25 protein-coding genes and 1 pseudogene are annotated in these 23,358 nt (G+C 35.4%); 9 read left to right on the top strand and 17 right to left on the bottom strand.

Translation table 11 applies throughout. The features are described from left to right. Nucleotide 1: 1 nt before the first annotated feature. Nucleotides 2-2,119 carry a transglycosylase domain-containing protein gene (locus AC2CGR_RS00825; RefSeq protein WP_087965605.1) on the bottom strand — a complete coding sequence of 706 codons (2,118 nt, stop codon included), beginning with the start codon at nt 2,117-2,119 and terminating at the stop codon, nt 2-4. A 127-nt stretch (nt 2,120-2,246) separates the two neighbouring features. On the opposite strand from AC2CGR_RS00825, the gene hmoB reads away from it, so the two are divergent. After that, complete coding sequence (hmoB, locus tag AC2CGR_RS00820) at nt 2,247-2,744, top strand: heme-degrading monooxygenase HmoB (protein ID WP_000644055.1); 498 nt, start codon at nt 2,247-2,249, stop codon at nt 2,742-2,744. Between the two features lie 184 nt (nt 2,745-2,928). Here hmoB and AC2CGR_RS00815 read toward each other — a convergent pair whose 3' ends face one another. The 4 genes from AC2CGR_RS00815 to AC2CGR_RS00800 all read right to left on the bottom strand — a co-directional run bounded on the left by AC2CGR_RS00815 (nt 2,929) and on the right by AC2CGR_RS00800 (nt 6,292). Next, nucleotides 2,929-4,347, bottom strand: a complete 1,419-nt coding sequence (locus AC2CGR_RS00815; protein WP_087965607.1) for a PH domain-containing protein — start codon at nt 4,345-4,347, stop codon at nt 2,929-2,931. Next, nucleotides 4,340-4,816 (bottom strand): PH domain-containing protein, encoded by a 477-nt coding sequence (locus tag AC2CGR_RS00810; protein WP_087965609.1) that lies wholly within the window; start codon nt 4,814-4,816, stop codon nt 4,340-4,342. The genes AC2CGR_RS00815 and AC2CGR_RS00810 overlap by 8 nt, the downstream gene beginning before the upstream one ends. Before the next feature lie 73 nt (nt 4,817-4,889). Further along, a complete protein-coding gene (locus tag AC2CGR_RS00805; RefSeq protein ID WP_087965611.1) occupies nt 4,890-5,186 on the bottom strand; it encodes a protoporphyrinogen oxidase in 297 nt (98 codons plus the stop codon). Between the two features lie 302 nt (nt 5,187-5,488). Then, nucleotides 5,489-6,292, bottom strand: a complete 804-nt coding sequence (locus AC2CGR_RS00800) for a MerR family transcriptional regulator (protein WP_484480430.1) — start codon at nt 6,290-6,292, stop codon at nt 5,489-5,491. Nucleotides 6,293-6,572: 280 nt separating this feature from the next. On the opposite strand from AC2CGR_RS00800, the gene AC2CGR_RS00795 reads away from it, so the two are divergent. Further along, a complete protein-coding gene (locus AC2CGR_RS00795; RefSeq protein ID WP_087965615.1) occupies nt 6,573-7,208 on the top strand; it encodes a pentapeptide repeat-containing protein in 636 nt (211 codons plus the stop codon). A gap of 108 nt (nt 7,209-7,316) precedes the next feature. Here AC2CGR_RS00795 and AC2CGR_RS00790 read toward each other — a convergent pair. The 8 genes and pseudogenes from AC2CGR_RS00790 to AC2CGR_RS00755 all read right to left on the bottom strand — a co-directional run bounded on the left by AC2CGR_RS00790 (nt 7,317) and on the right by AC2CGR_RS00755 (nt 13,216). Further along, a pseudogene (locus tag AC2CGR_RS00790) lies at nt 7,317-8,164 on the bottom strand (hypothetical protein). 686 nt (nt 8,165-8,850) lie between these two features. Continuing rightward, complete coding sequence (locus AC2CGR_RS00785) at nt 8,851-9,222, bottom strand: DUF1304 domain-containing protein (RefSeq protein ID WP_087965616.1); 372 nt, start codon at nt 9,220-9,222, stop codon at nt 8,851-8,853. Nucleotides 9,223-9,649: 427 nt separating this feature from the next. Then, the gene (locus AC2CGR_RS00780) at nt 9,650-9,916 is read right to left on the bottom strand and encodes a CPCC family cysteine-rich protein (protein WP_061688123.1); all 267 of its coding nucleotides are present in this window, start codon (nt 9,914-9,916) and stop codon (nt 9,650-9,652) included. Further along, entirely contained in the window at nt 9,913-10,380 is a 468-nt protein-coding gene (locus tag AC2CGR_RS00775) for a hypothetical protein (RefSeq protein ID WP_484480429.1), read from the bottom strand. Before AC2CGR_RS00775 ends, AC2CGR_RS00780 begins: the two co-directional genes overlap by 4 nt. A gap of 84 nt (nt 10,381-10,464) precedes the next feature. Then, nucleotides 10,465-11,916, bottom strand: a complete 1,452-nt coding sequence (locus tag AC2CGR_RS00770) for a PH domain-containing protein (protein WP_087965623.1) — start codon at nt 11,914-11,916, stop codon at nt 10,465-10,467. Next, entirely contained in the window at nt 11,909-12,385 is a 477-nt protein-coding gene (locus AC2CGR_RS00765; RefSeq protein ID WP_087965625.1) for a PH domain-containing protein, read from the bottom strand. Before AC2CGR_RS00765 ends, AC2CGR_RS00770 begins: the two co-directional genes overlap by 8 nt. Before the next feature lie 79 nt (nt 12,386-12,464). Continuing rightward, the gene (locus tag AC2CGR_RS00760) at nt 12,465-12,632 is read right to left on the bottom strand and encodes a hypothetical protein (protein WP_165507123.1); all 168 of its coding nucleotides are present in this window, start codon (nt 12,630-12,632) and stop codon (nt 12,465-12,467) included. 2 nt (nt 12,633-12,634) lie between these two features. Next, the gene (locus AC2CGR_RS00755) at nt 12,635-13,216 is read right to left on the bottom strand and encodes a TetR/AcrR family transcriptional regulator (protein ID WP_087965629.1); all 582 of its coding nucleotides are present in this window, start codon (nt 13,214-13,216) and stop codon (nt 12,635-12,637) included. 155 nt (nt 13,217-13,371) lie between these two features. On the opposite strand from AC2CGR_RS00755, the gene AC2CGR_RS00750 reads away from it, so the two are divergent. After that, the gene (locus AC2CGR_RS00750; RefSeq protein ID WP_087965630.1) at nt 13,372-13,515 is read left to right on the top strand and encodes a YjcZ family sporulation protein; all 144 of its coding nucleotides are present in this window, start codon (nt 13,372-13,374) and stop codon (nt 13,513-13,515) included. Between the two features lie 40 nt (nt 13,516-13,555). Here AC2CGR_RS00750 and ecsC read toward each other — a convergent pair whose 3' ends face one another. From ecsC to ecsA, 3 genes are read right to left on the bottom strand one after another with little or no spacing between them, the layout of a single operon-like run. Then, entirely contained in the window at nt 13,556-14,263 is a 708-nt protein-coding gene (gene ecsC / locus AC2CGR_RS00745; protein ID WP_044792652.1) for an ecs operon protein EcsC, read from the bottom strand. Nucleotides 14,264-14,276: 13 nt separating this feature from the next. After that, complete coding sequence (ecsB, locus tag AC2CGR_RS00740; protein ID WP_484480428.1) at nt 14,277-15,488, bottom strand: ABC transporter permease EcsB; 1,212 nt, start codon at nt 15,486-15,488, stop codon at nt 14,277-14,279. Then, the gene (ecsA, locus tag AC2CGR_RS00735; RefSeq protein WP_001292603.1) at nt 15,481-16,224 is read right to left on the bottom strand and encodes an ABC transporter ATP-binding protein EcsA; all 744 of its coding nucleotides are present in this window, start codon (nt 16,222-16,224) and stop codon (nt 15,481-15,483) included. The genes ecsB and ecsA overlap by 8 nt, the downstream gene beginning before the upstream one ends. A 559-nt stretch (nt 16,225-16,783) precedes the next feature. Between ecsA and AC2CGR_RS00730 the strand changes: the two genes are divergently transcribed. From AC2CGR_RS00730 to AC2CGR_RS00720, 3 genes are all read left to right on the top strand, one after another. Next, entirely contained in the window at nt 16,784-17,218 is a 435-nt protein-coding gene (locus AC2CGR_RS00730; RefSeq protein ID WP_001016840.1) for an HIT family protein, read from the top strand. A gap of 178 nt (nt 17,219-17,396) precedes the next feature. Next, the gene (locus AC2CGR_RS00725; protein WP_000030300.1) at nt 17,397-17,759 is read left to right on the top strand and encodes a YtxH domain-containing protein; all 363 of its coding nucleotides are present in this window, start codon (nt 17,397-17,399) and stop codon (nt 17,757-17,759) included. Between the two features lie 298 nt (nt 17,760-18,057). Further along, the gene (locus tag AC2CGR_RS00720; RefSeq protein ID WP_000834919.1) at nt 18,058-18,615 is read left to right on the top strand and encodes an HTH-type transcriptional regulator Hpr; all 558 of its coding nucleotides are present in this window, start codon (nt 18,058-18,060) and stop codon (nt 18,613-18,615) included. A 5-nt stretch (nt 18,616-18,620) separates the two neighbouring features. On the opposite strand, the gene AC2CGR_RS00715 is transcribed toward AC2CGR_RS00720, so the two are convergent. Further along, nucleotides 18,621-18,956 carry a DUF1878 family protein gene (locus tag AC2CGR_RS00715; protein WP_000383651.1) on the bottom strand — a complete coding sequence of 112 codons (336 nt, stop codon included), beginning with the start codon at nt 18,954-18,956 and terminating at the stop codon, nt 18,621-18,623. 118 nt (nt 18,957-19,074) lie between these two features. Here AC2CGR_RS00715 and AC2CGR_RS00710 point away from each other — a divergent pair, with 118 nt between their 5' ends. From AC2CGR_RS00710 to helD, 3 genes are all read left to right on the top strand, one after another. Then, the gene (locus tag AC2CGR_RS00710; protein ID WP_484480427.1) at nt 19,075-19,269 is read left to right on the top strand and encodes a hypothetical protein; all 195 of its coding nucleotides are present in this window, start codon (nt 19,075-19,077) and stop codon (nt 19,267-19,269) included. A gap of 425 nt (nt 19,270-19,694) precedes the next feature. Continuing rightward, nucleotides 19,695-20,561 (top strand): peptidylprolyl isomerase PrsA, encoded by an 867-nt coding sequence (gene prsA, locus AC2CGR_RS00705; RefSeq protein WP_071723759.1) that lies wholly within the window; start codon nt 19,695-19,697, stop codon nt 20,559-20,561. A gap of 395 nt (nt 20,562-20,956) precedes the next feature. Beyond that, the gene (helD, locus tag AC2CGR_RS00700; RefSeq protein ID WP_484480426.1) at nt 20,957-23,290 is read left to right on the top strand and encodes an RNA polymerase recycling motor HelD; all 2,334 of its coding nucleotides are present in this window, start codon (nt 20,957-20,959) and stop codon (nt 23,288-23,290) included. The last annotated feature ends 68 nt before the right edge of the window (nt 23,291-23,358 follow it).

Genomic DNA, 23,358 nt, shown 5'->3' with positions numbered 1-23,358 from the left:
ACTATGGTTTAGCTACTTTTGACTTTTCTCCTTCACGATTCGTTTGTGTGTTATATGGCACAACGTAAAAACTCGGTTTTGAAAAGATGTTAACGAACTTTTCCTCATATTCCCCAGCACCGTTTACAGTACCTACATGCGTATGAATTCCATTTTCCACTCTATAAATACGATACATAATTCTTTCATCTGGAAGTGGTGTCCAGCTTAATTTCGCTTTAAATAAACCGAAAGGGCTAAATGCTAATTTCATTTTCACATCTTCTATCTTGCGCAGCCGAATCGGAGCACCGATTGTTTCCACACCTTCTGGTTTCATAAATTGCTCTTTCTGTTCTACATTTGCCTTCGTTAAAATTTTCTTAAACAATTTTGTTGCTGACGCACTTTCTCCTTGCAACTGATGCTCTTTATCTATGCGGTCATATCCAATCCAAACAGCGCCTACTAAATTTGGCGTATAGCCAACGAACCACATATCTCTCGCTCCATTATCGTCATTTGGTAAGGAAGTTGTACCTGTTTTCCCAGCTAACGCCCCGTTATATACACCGGCTTTCGCTGTCCCTTCCTTCACAACTCCTTCTAACATTTTCGTCATATACCATGCCGTTTGTTTCGAGAAAATTTTCGTTTCTACTTTTGGCGACTCTCCAATGACTGCGCCGTGTCTATTGAATACTTTATCAATAACGTGCGGCTCAATAATATCGCCATTTGCTAAAAACGCACGGTACATTTTCACAAGATCAAATGTTGAAACGCCATTTTTTAATCCGCCAAGCGCTGTACTTAAACCAGCATCAGCAATGTGAACATTTCCTTTCTCTAAATATTGCTTTCCTTCTTCTACCCCTAACTCATTTAATAAAGAAACTGCCGGTACATTTGCTGACTCTACAATCGCATCGTACATCGTTATTTCTTTCGAATATTCACGGTTATAGTTCCGAGGTTCATAACCTTCAAAAGAATGTCTTTCATTCGTCAGTAAAGAATACGGATTATACTTTTTCGTTTCGAGTGCTGGTGCATAGACGATAAGTGGTTTTAGTACAGAACCGGGCTGTCTTTTTGCAAAAACACGATTAAATCCTCTCGGGACGTACTTTCTTCCGCCAATTGCTGCTTTAATTCCGCCCGTACGATTATCCATTAATAAAAAAGCACCTTGCGCTCCCTCTTCTTTCCCAGGGAAATTCCTTGCATCTTGAAACTGGTTATACGCTACCTTTTGAATCTTTTCATCCATCGGTACAACAAACGTATATCCTCCGCGAAGCACTTCTTGATGAGACAATCCGTATAAACGTGCTGCTTCATCTATGACCATATCAACATACGGCATATATGCGAGTTCGTTCTCATCTAAATTTTTATATAGAGCAATTGTCTTCCCTTGATAACGTACGCTTTCTTCGGCAGTCAAATAGCCTTGTTTATGCATAAGTGACAATACGAGATCACGCCGCTCCTTACTCTTCTCTGGAGAAAAATAAGGTGAATATCCGTTTGGCGACTTCGGAAGACCTGCAAGCATTGCCCCTTCTTCTACTGTTAAATCCTCTACATTTTTATTAAAATACAATTTTGCTGCTGCTTGAATACCGTAAGCTCCATGTCCAAAATAAATATGATTCATATACATTTCAAGAATTTGTTGCTTCGTATATTTTTGCTCTAATTGAAGGGAAATTGCGACTTCCTTCAACTTGCGCGTAAATGTTTTTTCACGAGTTAAAAAGACGTTTTTAGCAAGTTGCTGCGTAATCGTACTGCCGCCTTCGACCTTCCCTCCAGCTAACGTGTCTTTATAAAGAGCACGAAATATAGACGGGTAATCAATTCCTTGATGCTCATAAAAACGAGAATCTTCCACCGCAATAAACGACTGCTGCACGTATTTTGGGATTTGTTCGATTGGTACGAGGTCTCTATTTTCTACGTATAATTTCGTAATTTCTTTCCCTTTCTGGTCAACGATACGTGATGAAGAGTGGAAAACGAGCTGCTTTTCATCCATCATATAGCCACCAGCTAACACGATAAGTTTATAAAGGACAATCGCTAATACAAGCGTTGCTAACCCACCTAATAAAGTCCACTTTACTTTCTTCATACATCGTCCTTCTTTCCAAATGATGGTACATTTATTATTTGAAAAAGAAGTATCTTTATGTATATAATCTTCGAAGTTTTTTAAGAGAGTTGATATAATAGAAACAAATAAGTAAGGGGGCATGAAAATGAAGGCTATTATTTCATACGAAACACCTCTAGAACAAGCACATTTCACTGCAAAAAATGATGAAAAAAATATGTTTTATAAAGAAAATACAGAAGAATCTGTAGAAGGATCTCTTAAGTATGATGTACTAGACGCTGTTGGAGAATTTAAAGGACAACCTGGTTATATCGTTTGTAACAACATTTCTGTAACAGACGAAGGTCGCCCAGTATTTGAAAACCGTTTTAAAAACCGCGCAGGCCTTATTGAAAACGAACCAGGATTCCAAGCGATCCGCGTTCTACGCCCATTAAGTAACGATACATACGTCATCTTAACGATGTGGGAAACAGAGCAAAACTTTAAAGACTGGACAGAATCACGTTCATTCGAAAACGCTCATAAAAAACGCCCCGCACAAGCAGAAGGACAAGCTCCGGCACATCCACATGCGGAACAGCAAAAGAGTATTTTCTCTCGTCCGTCTTTCGTAACTACTTTTGATGTGTTAGTTTAAGTTTGGGAGTTTGGAGTTTAGAGACAGCGGTATATGAAATTATATCGGCGATTTTTCAAATATATCGGCGTATCTCGAATTATATCAGCGATTTTCTGGATATATCAGCGTATCTCGAATTATATCAGCGATTTTTCGGATATATCGATTTATCGACAAATCACGACACAAAAAGGAAACACCGTTACACGCCGGTGTTTCCTTTTTCTTTGTACCAATTATATATACGAAGCGCATCTTCTTTTTGCATATGTTTCACTTTATAACGATGCCCTGCTACTGATACGGTAGCTGTACATAGCTCGTCTTTCTTTTGAAAGTACGACTGACTATATCCGACTGCTTGCACATGCCTTCTTCGCATGATTCCTGTATATTTCGCGAGTCCTCGGTACACCATGATTAACTGATTTTCTCGTATCATATAACCACTACTTGTATACCGAGCGTATGCAAGTAACGTAAATATAATAAATAGTGGTATGAGAGTGAATAACGCGATATTTTGTTTAAAATATATACTCGCACCGATGATCGGAACAGCGAGTACAGCACTTGTAATCCATCCCATTATTACGTAACGACGTAATGCAGTCTTTGGCAAATGAACCATTTCCTCTTCCATTTCATACGGCAACTGCAAATACGTAAGTAACTGCCGCACATCTGTTTTCTTCATAAAAGGATGTAACATCACTTCATTTCCTGCCGCTTCTATACTTTGAATGACTTCTACTTCGACAGAGCAATAACCGAAAGGCTGGCGGAGAATGCCTTCTTTCACCGTAATCGCTTGAATGCGGTGTAATTTTAACACAAACTCTTTCTTATCAAATAATCCTTGCACGATGCGAACTTCATTTCCGTTTCGCTCTATTTTAAAGTTCGCATATTTTAACGCATAGCCAGCTGTAGAAACGACCCACGAAACCGCCATTAAAATCGCCGCCATAACGATTAATTCATATACACCGTTATCCATCACATACGCTTCCACTTTATTAATGAGCCATTCTGGTAAAAATTGATTAAACTCTGTGTAAAGGATGACTAACATAGAAAACACTAATCCAAATCTGCCAGATGTAATAGATGCTGCTAAAATTTCTTTCGTTGTTAACTGATAAACCGTCTTACTTCCTTCTTCCGCTGGCGTCTCTTCACTCACAGCGCTTTTTTCTTTATGTAATAATGCAATGAGTTCCTTCGCTTCTTCTTCTCTAATACCCGCCAACATCACTTCTGGCTCAGTCCCGCCGCCCGCTACTTCAATATTTAATTTCGTCAGTCCAAGTATTTGATAAATGATGTTAGAAGACGTACTAATATTTTGCACACGTTCTTTATTTAAGTAACTTTCTTTCTTTACAAAGACGCCATGTTTAATATGTAAAATATTATTTTCAACCCAGTACACTTTAAAATACCATTTTATAGCTGAGAAAATAGCCATAATGAATAATAGAGCCAAAAGAACAAGGTGGAAGAAATACCATGGTTCTACTTGACCATCTGATCGAAATAATACAAGAAAAATAAAAGGCAACAAACCCGCAATTCGAATACCTAATAAAATCGTAATCGGATGTTGCCTTTTATACATCCTCATCACTCACTTTCGCAAGTTCTCCAATTTGTCTTTTCAGCTGCTCTGCTTCTTCTTTCGTTAAACCTGGAATACTATGAGAAGTTGCCGCTGTTGAAATATGTAATTCTGCTAAATTGTACTTCCTCATAATCGGGCCCTGTTCAATCGTTACATGCTGCACACGAATCATCGGAATAAGCACACGTTTTACAACGAACACTCCCTTTTGAATTTCAATTTCTTCTTCATTTAATCTATAACTATAATAGCGCTGACGTAAATTTGGAAATACAAAATAATCAAGCGGGATAAATAGAATAGCGCCTGTTACTAACAATCCGAACAGCCAACCCCACCAATTAAAATTGATCATAAAAAAGAAATACGCAATTACGACTGCTAGTATAACTGCCGCTCCAATTAAAGCGTGAATTCGCCACACTTTCAGCATATTAGAATGAATCTCCCTTTCTAACGGCTGCATTTCATCACTCCAATTATATGAATTTATTACTTATATATTAGTTGGTATATACATTTTTGTAAAATTATAGTTTTTACATCGTGTCCATTACTGCTTTAAAATTCCCTTCATTAATCGAATACACTTGAAACTGAATGTAATCTATCTCATTCGTATCTGGTTTAGCAAATGGCAAAATGTTAAATCTCGCCGCTGATCTTCCTAACATATCCACAATCATAAGAGAAACGTCAACATATTCGAAGTCTACACGGAATACTACCGCTTCTCCTGTATATTCATAATCTTGAATCGCATCATAAGACTTATTCGCACTAATGAGCATCACTTTTAATAGTTGGTTCAAATTTTCTGGTTTAAAATTAATCATATATACAGCTCCTTTTTCAACAAAACACTACAAAAATAGTGTAATCTTATACTTTCATAGCTTCACACATCAATTATATTAAAAATAAAGCTAGTTTTTTATAAATTTTTTGATATAATTACTTACGGGAAAAGGGAAGAATTTTGTCTTCCCTTGTGTTTTTATTTGCATCTAGTACTTTTGCTAGATGCTTTTTTTTATGCTAAAAAAGCATCCTCGCATACTTTGAGGATGCCTTTTCAACAATTGTACTTACCATCTTCTAGTTTATATTATTTCTGAGTATGCTCTAAAGTGCATTTTCACTCATTCTCGATAAGCAATTGCATTTGGCAACTGTAAGAATCCGTACTAAAAAACTCATCTAACAATTCCACTTCAATGCAATTTTTGATTGTTACATTATTTTTCTCTATATAATCTTTTAATTTCTCCATACTTTCTTCTTTATTATTCTTTTTATAGGCCAGTGTCAAATAGTTACCTTCTGGTAATATATCTATATTTTGCTCGTTCTGTGTGTAATCATATTTACATAACACAGAAAAAGCATACTTTGGTTCAAATCTGTATTTGGAATGAATGGTATATGCTATACCAATCTCCATCGTTGTTTCTAAATTTCTCTCCTGAATCATTTTATCTACATCTGAATAATAAAGGAATTCTTTAAAATTACCCACTTCTTTACATGGAGCAGTAACGATATAACGTTGCTCAAAATACTGTATTGTTATTTGATTATGTACTAGTACCTTTTTAGCGACTTGTACACTATTATCTAGTTTATCAATCGTATGAATGACTGCTTGCATCTCTTTTATCTTTTGCTCCGTTTCTTCTCTTTTTAATGCTAAAAATTTTAATAATTCGTCCATATTCTTTTCTGTAAAAATTTGTTGCAGTTCTTTCGTACTCGTTCCTAAAGTTCTACAAACTTTAATTATATCAATGTAAACAAATTGATCTACCGAATAGTATCTATAACCCGTTTTTGTATCAATGTATATGGGGATAAGAATGCCTGTTTGATGATAATATCTTAAAGCTTTTATTGTAACACCTTTCATACTAGCAACTTCACCAATAGAAAATAAATTTTCCAATCTTTTTTGCCCCCTTATTCTTGACTCTCCTCTTAAGGGAGACATTATTATTTTATCGTTAAAGTTAATAGAAGGGTAATAAAAAATAGGTCATGCAACAGTAGATGGCTATCACGTATCATTGTTTTTTTGAAATACTGCAACGTGAAATGAACCGTTAACTTTTATTGCTAAAGTTAATAAAAGAGTAGTATAAAAAGAGAGGGAATTTCTACAAAGCTCTTTCTATAGGACATACCATTGTTTCTAGCTAACTAATTCAATGAAAGAAGGATATAATATGAAAATTGATAGACCAAAAATTTCGCCAGAGTTATCTTTAAAGAGTTTTCACGATATTTTTTATGAAGAAGATCCAACATTAGAAATGTGTGAAATTATCGATTCTACTTTTGAACACGAATCTGTAGATAAAGTGCGTTTATATAATGCAGTGATAAAGAATTGTAAGTTCACGAATACAGACTTTAGCAATATCGATATCACAGATGTTTGTTTTGAAAACTGCGATTTATCAAATGTTAATTTAAGCAATTCTTCTATTCACAGAGTCGAATTTAAAAACAGTAAATTAATTGGAGTTAATTTTACAGAATCTAGCTTAGGGAATGTTGAATTTGAAAATTCAATTTTGAATTTAGCCTCATTTGGAAATTCTAAGCTAGAAAAGATTATATTTAATGAAACTTCATTAAATAATGCAGACTTTTTTGACTGTAAGCTAAAGAAGGTTGAATTTGATTCATGCAGCCTTGACGAAGCAAATTTTGATCAAACATCACTAAAGGGAATAGATATTAGTTCCTCTACTTTTGATACACTTACCGTTTCAGTGAACGACCTAAGAGGATGTAAAGTATCACCATATCAAGCTATTCAGTTTGCATCTTTATTGGGATTGATTATTAAAGATTAGTTAAAAAGAACAATTAAAATGTAAAAAGGTATCCTCGTACTACTTAAAGGATACCTTTTTATTATCTCTATTTTTGTTACTGTTTTGTATCATGTTCTTTTCATCAACTTAATGCACTTCAACAATTGTACCATCTTCAAATACTTTGAATACGCCAGTAAATCCTGATCCAGCTGCGCCTTCTATTTTATATGTCGTACGCACTCTCATTTGATAATATTTCTTTCCATTCTCTACTTGCGTATGTTCTAGCGTGTAATCATAGTTTTCTTTATATTCATTTTTAATGTATGCTGTAGCTTTCTCAAAAGTAAATGTATCTTGATTCTTTCCTGTCTCTACTTTTGGGTTCTTTTCTATTGCTACCTTTTGACCCGTTGCTGCATTTATTTTTTTGCCTTTGCTGCTGTTTCATTCTTTGCAGTTTTTTCGTCTTCACTAATTTTCGTAACTAATCCTACTGCTTTTTTATTATATTCTTCAAGGTTCTTGTTATTTTTTGTTTCTGAAACTAGCTTATTTAATGTCTCTTTCGCTTCTGCATAATTTTTCTTATTTATTAACTCTTCACTTTTCGTCAGTTGCTCGCTATACTTCTTTTTTTGTTCTAAAAGGGCTAGTAATGCTGTTCGTTCTTCTTTGGCCTGCTTTATAAGCGTAATATTTCCATCTTTCATGTTCTCTACTTTTTCAAATGACTGAATTGATTCTTCTATCTTTGTTTCTGCTTTTAACTTTACTGCTTCCATCATGATTTTCGTTTGTTCTACAAGCACGATTGCATCTGAATCGTCTTTTTTCTCATCCAGCGCTCGTTCAAATGATGATAAAGCATTTTTATATTCTTTATTTGTTAAAGCGGTCTTCCCTGCATCTATTTCTTTTTCAAAATCTCCATTACTACATCCTACTAACATTAAAAATGTAATCCCAATTACCGTTAATAACTTCCTCAATGTTTCTCCCCCTATGTATTCCTAAAACAATAACGTCATATGTATAAAAATCTGTGTAGTAATTAGACTGAAAGTAAATATGTACTACATTGTGTGTGGGAAAGGAAGTACATTTCATTTACTATCATTACTTAAAACCCCTAATTAGTTGGTTTTCTTCTTCTTTTAAGACAGAAAGGAATTTTAATAATGTGCGTAAAGCTCTCACCAGGCTCTTTACTACACACACTCTTATACACATAGGAAAACTATTTTTATTTTGGTAGTTTTTTAACTTTATATATTCTCGGTTGATTGGATACGCACCTCAATTCGTAACATACCGAAAACCAACAGAAAACAAAGTGTAACAAAAGTCACATCTTGTAACTTTATCGTAACACAAATGTAACATAAAGTTTTTAAACATACAATATTTTTTTACATTATTTTCCCCACTTTCTATATTTTAAAGCGTTAATCCGGTTCCAATCCTTAATGTAATACGTATTTTCATAACAATCATGCAAAAAAAGAGGGAATTTACATTTCTAAGTGAAAAGGTACAAAGTTATTATTTTCGGATGTTATAAACTTCTTAAGTTGAAGGATATGAAAATGAAAAAATACGCTATTCTTTCCTATGAGCCTACAGAAAGAATAGCGTATTTTTCAAAAAAGAGTTCTTTTATACAAACGCTTTGGTTCTATATCACAATTAAAAGGGCAATCAACGCTAATATAGCTGGAAGTCCTTGTTTCACAATAATTGATTTATTAGATGTAAAACCGCCGAAAAGAGCTGCTACTACCACGCAAATTACAAAGAATAATTGAACCATATAACCAATCGAATTGAGACCAAGTATAAGTCCCCAAATGAGACCAACGGCTAAAAATCCATTATATAAACCTTGGTTTGCAAACATAATGGCGACGTTTCGATCTCCTTCTAAATGCTCCGGTAATTGAAAAGCACGTTTTGCCACTTTTGAATGAATAAAAAACATTTCGAGGATCATGATAAATAAATGTTCTAACGCTACGATCCCGACTAAAATAGCTGCGATGATTTCCACACTATTGTGCCCCCTCTACTCCCTAATATCAAATTTATACTATCTTTGCTTTAACTTTGTAGCTTATATAAAATCCCGCCTTCTTTCTTATCAAATATTAATTGACACATCAATATTTGATGCATCAATTAATATACAACTCCTCTTTTAATTTTGCAAATTTTTTTGCTCAATTAGTCTTATTTTGTTCCATCAACTTTAAATCAATTCAAATCCTCTGTTCACATCTCTAGAAACTATACTGTTTTTTTATAACTTCATAAAAGGAATCAGCTATATCATCAAATTAATAATTCATAATCTCCAAAAACGAAAATTTTATTTCTTTTCTATTTTATTGTTTTATCTTATAAGGCGGAGTTAATTCTTTCATCATGGCATAAAAAAATGTTATTACTCTTGTTAAATTGAGTAATAACATTTTTATTTAACAAATTTGCTTCCAACTAGCATCCTTCACATCTTCACTAGTCGGCTTTCTAACTGATTTCACAAAACATTCCTCACAAGCACCGAACGTAATGAAATTTTTCTGTGCTTGTCTTAACGAAACTTCATTCGCTCCGCCTTCATAGTCAGGATCGTTAAATTGAACGGGATCATCTTCCCAATAACATATACTGCAAATTTCATATGTACCTGGTGGTTCTTCTTCTATTGTTTGATATCCGCAGCATGGACATGTGTATTTCATTTTGTCACTCCATTATTAATTTGTTTTTTCTCCCATATATTCCGGCCTACAAAGAATGTAACAGCGCAAATCATGGTTATCCCTATGAAATACATCGTTTCAAGAGTGCGAACTTCTTCATATGCAGCTGGAACTCCTACCATTACAGACACAAAAATAAAAACAATACTAAAAGCTAAAAGTAGATATAATAATAAAGATATAATATAGCTTAGTTTAAATCGTAAAATGATACCTCTAAGCAATAGTTCACCAAGTAGACAGCCACCTAAAATGATAGGTACTCCGAAATACAATGTAAGGACTCCCATTTGCGCAGTAGATTGAATTATCTTACCAAGTATGTTCGGCGAAACCATCTCATTATTTGTTCCCATCCTATCATATAAATCAAGTGCCGTTGCTGAGATAAAGAAACTTAATATAGAAAATGAATATGGTATTAAAAATTTGCTCACTCTCATTCACCTCACTTTTCCTTCCCCATATATTATTCATTAGTTTCACAAAACAACAGCCCGCCTTCCGCAAAAGACGAGCCATTCCACTTAATTCTCACTTATTCTCTTCTTATACCAATCCTGCATTCTCTCCGCATCTTCTACTCTCGTATGCTCTAGTTTATAATTCGATGATGCGTTAGAGAACTTATACGTACATAAATCTGCGCGGCGCTGGAAATAGGATTGCGTCTTTTCCATTGATTGGATGTGTCTTCTTCTAACAAGTCCTGTATATTTTCCGATGCTGCGATATACAAGCGTAATTTGCTCTCCAGTTACACTGTAACCATTTGTTTTAAATGTTGCGTATCCGAGTATAAAAATGAGAATTGCGAGCGGAATTAATGCCCACATGATGAAGTGCTTTTCAAAGTATATACTTATTCCAATAAGCGGGATAGCTAACATTGCGAAGAAGATGAAACTATCAATGAGATAGCGGCGTAATGCTGCTTTTGGTAATGAAATAATATTTGTATGCAGTTCGTATGGTAATTGTAAATGCGCGAGTAACTGTTGTACTCGATCTTTTCGAATGATTGGATGCAGTGTAACTTTTTCTTTTTCGTCACTCGTTCCCTTACTTTGAATCACTTCTACTTGCACAGCACAATAACCGAATGGCTGACGTAAAATACTTTCTTTTATCGTAATCCCTTGAATACGATGTAACTTTAGGACGAGTTCTTTTTTCTCAAGTAATCCTTGTGAAATGCGGACTTCGTCATTTCTTCGATTTACTGTGAAATCTCCATGTTTTAGCGCATAACCGATTGTAGATATAATCCACGAAAGGACGAGAAAAATAACTACCATGAAAATCCAGCCATATATATTATGTTGCATTACATATGACTTTACGCTATTCTCTATCCATTTCGGAATGTACTCCTCTACTTGGTGATACACGAAAAAGATTAATGAGAATAATAGTCCAAACTGTCCAGATGTAACAGATGCTAATAAAATCTCTTTCCAAGTTAATTTATATTCTGTCGCTTGTTTTTCTTCTGTAACAATTTCTTTTTCTACTACATTTTCTGTTGCTTCGTCTAACGTTCCTTCTGCTTTCACTTCTGGAGTTGGCTCATTTAGCAAAGTAATAAGCTCTGTTGCCTCTTCTACTGTAATACCAGCTAAGCTAACTTCTGCATCATCGCCTCCACCAGCTGTTTCGATTTGAATTTTCTTTAAACCGAGCATTTGATATAACACGTTAGAACTTGTGTTGATTGTTTGCACACGTTCTTTATTTAAATAGCTCTCCTTCTTTACAAAGAGACCTTGTTTCACATGTAATACGTTATTTTCAACCCAATATACTTTGTAATACCAGCCTACGATAGCTGAAACAATCGTGATTACTGCAAAACCGATAGGAACTAAATACCAAAATGGGAACTTTCCTTTTAAACTAAAGAGAAAAATAATAAATGGTATAAAATCTGTTATTTTTAATTCTAATAACATCGTGATTGGATGCTGCCTCTTATACATCCTCATCACTCACTTTCGCTAATTCTGCGATTTTCGTTTTCAACATTTTTGCTTCATACATCGTTAAGCCTGGGATGCTGTGAGAAGTTGCTGCTGTTGAAATGTGTAATTCTGCTAAACCGTATTTTCTCATAATCGGCCCCTGTTCAATCGTCACGTGCTGTACACGAATCATCGGTACTAATACGCGCTTTACGACGAAAAGACCGTGCTGAATTTCAAGTTCTTCTTCATTTAGTTGGTAGCTGTAATAACGCTGACGTAGTTTTGGGAATACGAAGTACTCCAATGGTGCTAACGCAACTGTTAAACCGATTAACACGTACAAAATCCACGCCCACCAATCAAACTTTATCATGAGGAAAAGGTAAGCTAAAATGACAAGAATACCGATTCCTTCTTCAATTACAGCCCGAACTTTCCACACCTTGACCATGTCAGGGTGAATTTTATTTCTCAATGGATCCATGTAACCACTCCAAATCTAGTAATCTAATATATGAATAGTCTCAATCTATATTTTACATAACCTTACAGAAAATTGAAATTTAATCTTCTTTCTTCTCAGGAATAAAATATCCGAACCAAAGTAGCCAAATGAAACCGATTAACTTCATCCAATTTCCATCCGCTTGAAAAGCTTCTATCATGCTCGGAATTTTATACAACCCAATGAACCCAAGAAAACCGAGCCACCAGTTTTTTTGCATTTTCATCTTTACTCCTCCTTCATGACGTTTTTCACATTTCGAATCCAAATTTCTTTATACTTTAACTGAAATCCCATGAGCATGTAATTGCTCATATTATCAATTACGAGCGCTAGCGTATGAGCGTTTTCTTCCGTTGCATCTTGTGACACAACGCCCAGTCTCGCGCCTTTCTTCAATAGATCGTGGAAACCATTTAAAAACTCTTCTTGTATTTCAAATAAACGTTTCTGATACTTTTCATTTCGCGCCGCAGTTACGATAAATTCATTTATAACACGTAGTATTCCTTCTTGTCCTTCATACTCAGAGAGCATATGTAAACCATCTGCGATTAACTTTTCTGCAAAATTTTCTCTCGTATATTGCTCTTTATCAAAATAACTCACGAAATGATATCCAGAAAAAACTTCTTCAAATAAAAAATCCACTAACGCTTCTTTAGAAGAAAAATGATAATAAATAGCCGGTTTTGAAATACCTACCTCTTTCGCAATCATGGAAAGGCTCATCTTCTCAATGCCGTGCTCTGCCATAAGTTTAAATGAAGCCTCTACAATGTTTTGCGATGTTTGTAAATTCCTTGTCATACTGTACCTCACTTGTTTTTACTTACCGGTCGGTAAGTGAATTATAAAATGAAACGAAATGATTTTCAAGTTAGTTAACGCTACAGAAGGGATTTATTGGAAAGCATAGAAAATTATAAAGTAAAAGCAACATATAACAATAAGGAGGATATCATATGGGACTTGGTGGTAAAGGCGGTAGTGGTGGCACTGGCGGCGGTGAAGCTGGACAAGCTGGTAAGAGCGGATTTTCATTCATCATTGTACTTTTTATCGTATTGATTATAGTTGGAGTTAGCTATATCGGACTTGGCTTCTAAGAAAAGGCGTCCTACATTACACATGTAGGACGCCTTCTTTTTAATCCTTATTCAACAATCGCATACGATAACAATTCATCGTCACTTCTCCAAGTCGTTGCAATAATTGATAGTTCGCATATGCGCCGACCGGGGCACCGATTATTGGCACGAGCTGAAGCATTTTCGCTAAATCGATATAGTCTCGGTACTCTGTTTGGAACTTTTCCCAGTCCATATGATTTTCTTCTTCTGTATCCCACGTTTCGATTGCTTTCCATATTTCTTTTCGATGGTCGTCACTTGAAAAGGCAAGCTGGAAAACGTGAAGGATAAAAAGGCGCTCTTCTTTGTTACTCGTATCAAATCCGTACAATGTTGCTGCATCAAATAAAAATTTAATTTTAATGCCGAGTAAAAGCGGAAAGTCAGCAAGGCCAAGAAGAATACCACCTGCTCCCGTCCCAGCCCCTTCTGCCGCTGCTATTTTTTTGTACTCATCCATTTTTTTACGTACTTCATCGTCTCGTCTTTGCAATGACCAGTTCGTCTCTTTTAATTTCGGCTTTATAAAGTTTGATCCGGCACTAATTGTTTGCACCATCATCCGAATCGTTTCTGTTAATACTTTTTGCACTTTCGCCGGAATAAGCTGTTGTACTTTCGTCTGCACTTTCTTTGAGAACCGTGTCATCATAGAAGAATCTTTCATGAATGTAGCTTTCCACTGCTCCAGTTCTTTTATAACCTTTTCTTCATATGTAATCATAGGTTCATTCCCTTCAATTTAAACGCTCAATACGTTTTGCCCCGTATTGATAAACGAAACCGATACTAAATACTATGCTTACGACTAGTAAAATTCCCGTCATCATGAAATCTTTCGTAGCAAGTGCAAATATAATTGTAAATATAACGCTACCTGTAATAAGAATTGCATTTAGTAAAGTAAGAAAATCTTTCTTTTTCCCTTCTCCCCCAATCGGATACAAATCAAGCCAAATCTTCATGCGGTGATGCTTCCATAAAGTTAATAGCTGATAACCGATTAAGTATAAGAAAATAAGGCTTACAATAAATCGTCCATATAAAAACGGAATGAAGTAAAGAATAACTCCGCCAAGAGCGAGCAGGCGCACATATAAGCCGAAATAGTTACCAGATCTTAAGAACGTTCTCGTATATAAGTATAAATAGGTACGCTTTTCACCAATCATCGACAGAATGAAATCAAGCCATTTTCTGCGTGCTACTCTCTCTTTTAATGCTGGTACATCAACGAACATATTCGCGATGCGGTACAGCAGCATCATCTTCTTACCTTCTTCAGAAATTAAATACTCCCAGTTTAGTGGTTTCCCCTTCACCATTTGATGCAGAATAGCGAGGTATAACACCATCAGAAGGACGATTCCGGCAATAAACATAACGGAAGTACGTTCTACAAGGAAATAAACAAATAAGGCGTTTAAAATAAATCGAATGAACCAATCGGCTCTTTGTATATTTTGATCTGTTAAAAATGACTTTTCCCACGCTACGAATAAATTCCACGCTTTTACAATAACAAACGCGATTACAATCCATATGTAAGCCGCTCCTGTTTGTTTCATTTGCTGGAAGTATAACGGGGCAAGCGCTGCTGCTACGATTGCAATTATGTATAACTGCATCATAAACGTAAAAAGAAATGCCTTTGTGAAGTACGGTTTTAACTTTTCTTCAACTGGCAGTAAGTAAACGAGATCTGCTTCTTTTAACAACGTTTGAATGGATCCGGCCGTTAATACGAGTCCAAGCAACACTGCCATAACGAGCGCCGCCGGAAACGAAGGTGTTAACGTTTGTAACCACTGCTGGTAATAATACGCTCCTGCGCCGATGATGAATACGAAAATAAATTTTAAATGATCATTAAATACGTATTTACTATATGTACGAACTTCTTGTAGAAAGTGACGAAATCGTTCTTTCCATAACGCTGTGCTATTCATAATCTTCTTCCTTCGTTAATGCAATATAAATATCATCTAACGTTGCACCTGGCATATTAAACTGTGATTGCAGCTCAGATAATGTTCCCTTCGCTCTTACTTCGCCTTGATGCAAAATAATGAACGAATCACAATAACGCTCTGCCGTCGCTAAAATATGTGTACTCATTAAAATACCTGCACCACTCTTTTTCATTTGATCCATCATTTGAAGGAGTGATTGAATTGCTAACGGATCAAGCCCAACGAACGGTTCGTCCACAATATAAAGAGATGGCTCCACTAAAAACGCACTCATAATCATTACTTTTTGTTTCATCCCTTTTGAGAAATGAGACGGAAACCATTTCAAACGATTTTTCATACGGAATTCTTGTAATAATTGTCCTACACGTTCTTCATATTGTTTTTCATCAACGCCATAAGCCATCGCTGTTAACTTCAAATGTTCTTCTAGCGTTAGCTCATCATATAATACTGGTGTTTCTGGGATGAACGAAAAACTAGAACGGTACGCTGTCATATCATCACGAATTGTTTTCCCATTAATTGTGACAGTTCCTTTTTTCGGTTCCATTAAACCGATAATATGTTTAATCGTCGTACTTTTACCCGCTCCATTTAAACCGATTAAGCCGACAAGTTCGCCTTTATTCACAGAGAACGAAACATCTTTTAATACAGGTCGTTTCGTATATCCTCCTGTAACATTTTCTACACGCAATAACTCGCTCATACGACACCACTTTCTTCATTTATATTCGTTCTATATTCATCTTACCAAAAATTACGCTGTACTACATAGTATCGATGCATTCAAAAAAAATTTAAATTTGTTCGCATATATTTTTACGAAAGCGGACATCATAATTAGTGAAGAAGGAACACATTGAAAAAGCGACCACCTATTGATGAGTACAACAACATAGTGAAGTCATCATGAAATGGGGTGTCCATGTTGGACAAAGAAATTTACACATAACCAGATCATTTGTTTCATTTTAGAAACGGGGTGTCTCTGAAAGAGCATATACTGTTTTAAAAATAAACAATTTCCTTTTATAAAAGATTGCAATTCATTTCACTTGAAAATGGGGTGTCTACGGCAGAAACTTTAGCCGATTTACCGTGCATTTCTTAAATAAATGAGGTGTCTGCGAAACGTAAATTACGATAATGCTTTTTCAATCCCTCTTCAGAAAACAGGAAGCTGAGTCAGCTTCCTGTTTTTCGTGTTTGTTCTCTTATGTAATTATGGTAAAATACGGCTAAGGATATTTGAAAGGATGAGATCGATGAATCATACAGCAGATAATTGTATTTTTTGCAAAATCATTGACGGGCAAATCCCTTGCTCAAAAGTATACGAAGATGAACATGTGCTTGCATTTTTAGATATTAGTCAAGTAACAAAAGGACATACTCTTGTTATTCCAAAAGTTCACAAACAAGACATTTTTGCGTTAACGCCAGAAATCGCATCACATATTTTTTCTGTCGTTCCAAAAATCGCAAATGCGATTAAAGCAGAGTTTAATCCAGTTGGCTTTAACCTACTTAACAACAACGGCGAGAAAGCTGGACAAACTGTGTTCCACTTCCACCTTCATTTAATTCCACGCTACGGTGAAAACGATGGTTTCGGTGCTGTTTGGAAATCACATCAAAATGAATACACAATGGAAAATTTACAAAACATCGCAAGTACAATTGCAAATAGTGTGAAATAATGACACTATAATAAGAAGTCATACATAACAAGCCATTTTCCTAAAGTGATTAAATATTGCACGGCTTGTTTCTCCACTTAAGATGCTGGGGACTGGGCACTATTCTTTCCCTCGTCTTAAAGATATGCATATTTTTTCACATCATGAATACGAACAAAAAATAAGGAGGTCTCCTTTTATGTCAAAAGCTAAATCCTTTATTACAGGTGTCATTTGCGGCGGAGCAGTTGCTGGACTAGCTGTTCTTTTCTCAACTCCTTCTTCTGGCAAAGACATGCGCGGCAAGTTAAAAGAAAAAGGAAATGATATTAAAAAGACTTTAGCTGATATTACAGCTGATACAAAATTATTAAAACGTCAAATCGTTGAAACTGCTTCAGAAGGTAAAGAAGTGTTCCAAGAATTAAAAGACGATATGCACGATACACTTTCTAACTGGAAGCAAGACATTTCTCAAAACAAACGACATATTGAGAAAGAGATTTTGGACATTCAAAAATCAATTGAGAAACTACAAGAAGCTGTTCCGGAAAAAGCGTAAACAAATTCCTGCTTAGTTTTTTGCATATAACAAATATTTTTTATATAAATTGACCTTAACACGGCATATCACATAGATATGCCGTGTTTTTATGCATTTACAATATATGTTATCACTCAACATGTATGGACAACGCATGTATTCACGACTCATAAAACGTTTCCATAGTTATGCATGATTTGTATAGAATGTCATTTTTCCAAAAAATTTTCACAATTCTCACAAAAAGACTTTATTAATTTTTATTTTACTGGCATAATAGATAGTAATGAAAAAGAATGTTAAAGTGGGTGAGTATATGAAAAGTGGAGAAAAAGATTACTCGGTAAAAGAAGCGATGATTTTCAGCCAACGCATTGCTCAATTATCGAAAGCGTTATGGAAATGTGTAGAAAAAGATTGGCAGATGTGGATTAAGCCTTACGATTTAAACATCAATGAGCATCATATTTTAACAATCGCTTATCATTTAAAAGGGGCTTCTATTTCTGAGATTGCTAAGTTTGGAGTTATGCACGTATCAACGGCGTTTAACTTCTCGAAAAAGCTGGAAGAACGCGGCTATCTTGTATTCTCGAAAAAAGAAGATGATAAACGAAATACGTACATTGAAATTACAGACAAAGGGGAAGAATTACTACTTCGCTTAATGGAGGAGTATGACCCTGAAAGTAATTCAGTGTTTAATGGGGCTCTTGCACTTCGTAATTTTTATGGGAAGTTCCCCGAAAATATCGAACTGATCGCTATCTTGCGTAACATTTACGGACAAGACTTCATCGATATTTTTGAGAAATCATTAGAAGATATTGAAGAGAACTTTACAGAATCCGATCAGAAGTTAGTTAAGAAGTAATCTATTTATTTTTTCGCAATCATGCTTAAGAATTCATTCATAAGCGGTTTGAATAAACCTTGTTTTGCTAGCGCTTCCGCAGTTTCGTGTACTTCGAGCTGATGTGGAAGCGCTTTTTCAAATTGATCTAACAGCGCATCGAACAAAAGAAGTCCTTCTGCTTTCTCCACTACATATTGCTCGTTCAGTATTTCACAAAGATTTAGTATACGTTCAATATCTTTTTTACGAGCTTTTTTCTTTATGATCAAAGAATAAAATGGACACTTTTCTTCATCAATCATTTTAAATAGTAGGTCTACGTAGTATTCAGCTTGTTCTAATCTTCTAACAACGTCCATTTTCTCCCTCACTTTCTAACACAAAGTCTTCTATTTCTGAATTTTATAACACGAACAAAATATCGTATGATACAATATATAAAGCATATGTATTTTAGCCAAAAGGAGGTCTCGCCTCATGACACTTATAACAGTTGTTTTTGTCGCATTCGCACTTCTTGTTATATTTTACACGAATTTCATGACACATACACTGTGTGAACGAAAACAAATAGCTGCGAGCCGCCAACCCGGTGTCTTTCGGGTTATTAATGTATGTATAACAATTTTATTAGTTTCTAGTTATATAGAAATTATATTTCATGGAAAGTGAGGAAGGAAAGCCCCTTCCTCACTTTTTTCCTCTATAAGCAAATTATACCTACTATAACCAATAAAATAAACAGTACAAGTAATAAAATAAGTTGAGAATTCATCCCCATCCCCTCCTCTTTTCTGTATATGCGGCATATGCCCATTACGGTACACCTGCAAAATCTGACACGTACTGGTTAATTTTTCTTTATCAATATGAAAACACGTCGAAATATGATATATTAAATTTTGTACATATTGCTTATACTATGAAATAAATGACACGCATCTTAACTTTATCCTAAAGCCTCGGTAAGCCCTGTTAAGCGCGCTTTACCAATATAAAAAGCAAAAGTATCAGTGAGACTTAATCGGGCTCTTATGAACTAAAATTCATCGGTATAGGATAAATTAAAAATACATAATAGTAGGAGTGTTTATTGAATGAAGAAAGCTATGCTTGCCTTAGCCGCAACAAGTGTAATCGCACTATCAGCATGTGGAACATCATCATCATCAGACAAAGTTGTTACTTCTAAAGCTGGTGACATTACAAAAGAAGATTTCTACACGCAAATGAAACAACAATATGGTAAACAAGTACTAAACAACATGGTTATGGAAAAAGTACTTATTAAAAACTACAAAGTCGAAGACAAAGATGTAGACAAAAAGTTCGATGAAATGAAAAAACAATACGGTGATCAATTCGATACACTATTAAAACAACAAGGTATTAAAGAAGAAACGATAAAAAATGGTGTGCGTGCTCAATTAGCGCAAGAAAAAGCTATCGAAAAAACAATCACTGATAAAGAATTAAAAGATAACTACAAGCCTGAAATTAAAGCAAGCCACATTCTTGTAAAAGATGAAGCAACTGCGAAAAAGGTAAAAGAAGAACTTGGACAAGGTAAATCTTTCGAAGAGTTAGCAAAACAATACTCTGAAGATACTGGTTCAAAAGAAAAAGGTGGAGACTTAGGATTCTTCGGACCTGGTAAAATGGTTAAAGAATTCGAAGAGGCTGCTTACAAACTGAAAAAAGATGAAGTAAGCGAACCTGTAAAATCACAATTCGGTTACCACATCATTAAAGTAACAGACATTAAAGAGCCAGAAAAATCATTCGAACAATCTAAAGCTGACATCAAAAAAGAAATCGTTCAGAAGAAAGCACAAGATGGCGAATTCATGAACGACCTTATGATGAAAGAAATCAAAAAAGCTGACGTAAAAGTTGACGATAAAGATTTAAAAGATCTTTTCGAAGAGAAAAAAACTGACGCTAAAAAAGAAGAAAAGAAATAATGAAATAAAAAGCTCGGGCTTAGGCCCGAGCTTTTTTTATACCCTCTTCTCCCCTTAAATTCTGTCTAGATTCGGTAAATAAAATTATATCAGCGATTTTTCAAATATATCGACCATAACTCTAATTATATCGGCGATTTTCGAGATATATCGACTTACCGACAAAAACTGACAACGATTGCGATCCCCTCTTTAGAAACAAAAAAACCTTGATCCACACCACACGGAACCAAGGTTTATCTTATTATCATTGATTAAATTCAAAAACTATGTTAAATTAGTACAGAAACACGTTTTCTAAAATTAAAGGAACGTATTTATCCGTATCTTAATTTTACACCAAAACACATCTTCAGTCAACCTCTATTTTTCACTTTTAAAGGAGTGCTTACCGTATGAACAAAAAACTTGATTTAGAGCAAAAAAGATTGGATACCGTAATCGAAACGATTACGCAGCAAATTGATAAGCTGGAAAACGAAACTGGCAGACGCCGGGCAGAAGTAATCAATATTCGTAAACACTTTTGGGATGATGTGAAAGTGAACACGGATACTTTTGATGATTATCTTGAAACAGTTATCAACTTAAGACAACAAGCTCAGTCACTAGCTGTCACACAAATTACTCATAAGCACACCTTTAATCGACTTGCCGCACTAAAACGCATGCATAAATCACCTTATTTTGGACGAATTGATTTCAAAGAGGAAGGCGAATCTGCTGCGGAGCAAATTTATATTGGCGTTGCTACACTTACTGATGCTAGCGGAGAAAACTTTCTTATATATGACTGGCGCGCACCCATTTCGAGTGTCTACTACGATTATCCACCAGGACCGGCTGAATATAGTACACCAGGCGGCGTAATTCACGGTAATGTGGAGAAAAAATTACAATACATTATTCAAAATGGCGAGATTGATTCTATGTTCGATACGAGCCTTACAATTGGCGATGAGATCTTGCAACAAGCACTCGGAAAAGGTACAAACAAACATATGCAAAGTATCGTTGCTACAATTCAGCGCGAGCAAAATGAAATTATTCGTCACGATGAAGGCCGACTCCTTATCGTGCAAGGAGCTGCTGGTAGCGGTAAAACATCCGCTGCGCTACAACGAATCGCCTACTTACTATATAAATATCGTGAATGGTTAAAAGCTGATCAAATTATTCTCTTTTCCCCTAACTCTATGTTCAATAGCTACGTTTCTAACGTACTGCCTGAACTCGGCGAAGAAAATATGCAGCAAGTGACATTCCAAGAGTATTTAAACCATAGACTAAGTAAGTCATTTGACGTTGAAGACCCTTATGAACAATTAGAATATATGTTAACTAAAACGGATAGCCCTATCTATAAAACGAGAAATGCAAGCATTCGATTTAAGGCATCCACTCAATTTTTTGAGATGATTAGAGCGTACAGACAGTCTCTTGAATCTTCAGGCATGCTATTTAGAGGAATGAAATTTAGAGGGAAGCTGATTGTCTCTGCTAAAGAAATTACAGAGCAATTTTACAATACCGACTCCTCCCTTCGCTTCCATAATCGAATTGAAAAGTTAACGGATTGGCTAAATAAACAAATAGATGAAATTGAAAAAGCAGAACTGAAAAAACCTTGGGTAGAAGAGGAAATTGAATTACTTAGTAAAGATGAATATCAAAAGGCTTATAAATATTTACAGAAAAAAGGTGAGTTTGACGACAACTCCTTTAACGATTTTGAAAAAGAAGCGAAAGTACTTGGACGTATGATTGTCCGTAAAAAATTGAAGCCACTGCGTAAAGGCGTTCAAACATTACGCTTTATCAATTTCACAGGTATATATAAACAACTTTTCACAGATGCATCATGGGTTACTGGAGAAAAACCGAAAGAATGGGATGACATTTGCTCACTAACGGTGAACATGTTAGATGAAGGAAAACTATATTACGAGGACGCAACTCCATTTTTACTTTTAAAAGAATTAATTGAAGGCTTTCAAACGAACAGATCGATTAAACACGTACTCGTAGACGAAGCGCAAGATTATTCGCCGTTTCAATTCGAGTTTTTAAAACGTCTCTTCCCTGCTGCAAGAATGACGGTACTCGGGGACTTTAACCAAGCGATATTTGCCCATGCAAGTGAAACAGTGAATTTCAATACGCTCACTAGCTTATACGGACCAGATGAAACGAACGGTATTAACTTAACTCGTAGCTATCGCTCAACAAAACCGATTATTGAATTTACACGTGCTCTCGTACCAGAAGGCAAGAACATTCACGCCTTTGAACGTGACGGCGAGAAACCTACAGTGACGAAAGTAGCGAATGAGAGCGAACTGCATGAACATATTACTGCCAAAGTTGCTGAATTACAAAAACAAAATCACAACACGATCGCAATTATATGTAAATCTGCAACTGAAAGTGCTGCTGCCTATGAGGCACTTAGTAGCATTGAAGATATTAAACTTGTGAAGAGCACCTCTGCTGAATACGAACAAGGCGTTGTTATTATCCCTGCTTACTTAGCGAAAGGTATCGAATTTGATGCTGTTATTATTTACGATGCTTCTAAAGATGTGTACAGTGATGAGAGCGTTCGTAGATTGTTCTACACTGCTTGTACGCGCGCGATGCATGAATTACAACTTTATAGCGTTGGCGAGGTTAGTCCTTTTATACTTGGGGCTGATTCGGAGAGTTTTGAACTTATTACAACACCTTGATAACAATCAAGGTGTTTCTTTTTTGTGCAGGATTTACACCTTTAAAGTAGAATATATCAGTTTAGAAA

It is taken from the genome of Bacillus sp. LSHTCR4, assembly GCF_057197025.1.
This window is presented reverse-complemented; position numbering and strand designations above follow the sequence as displayed.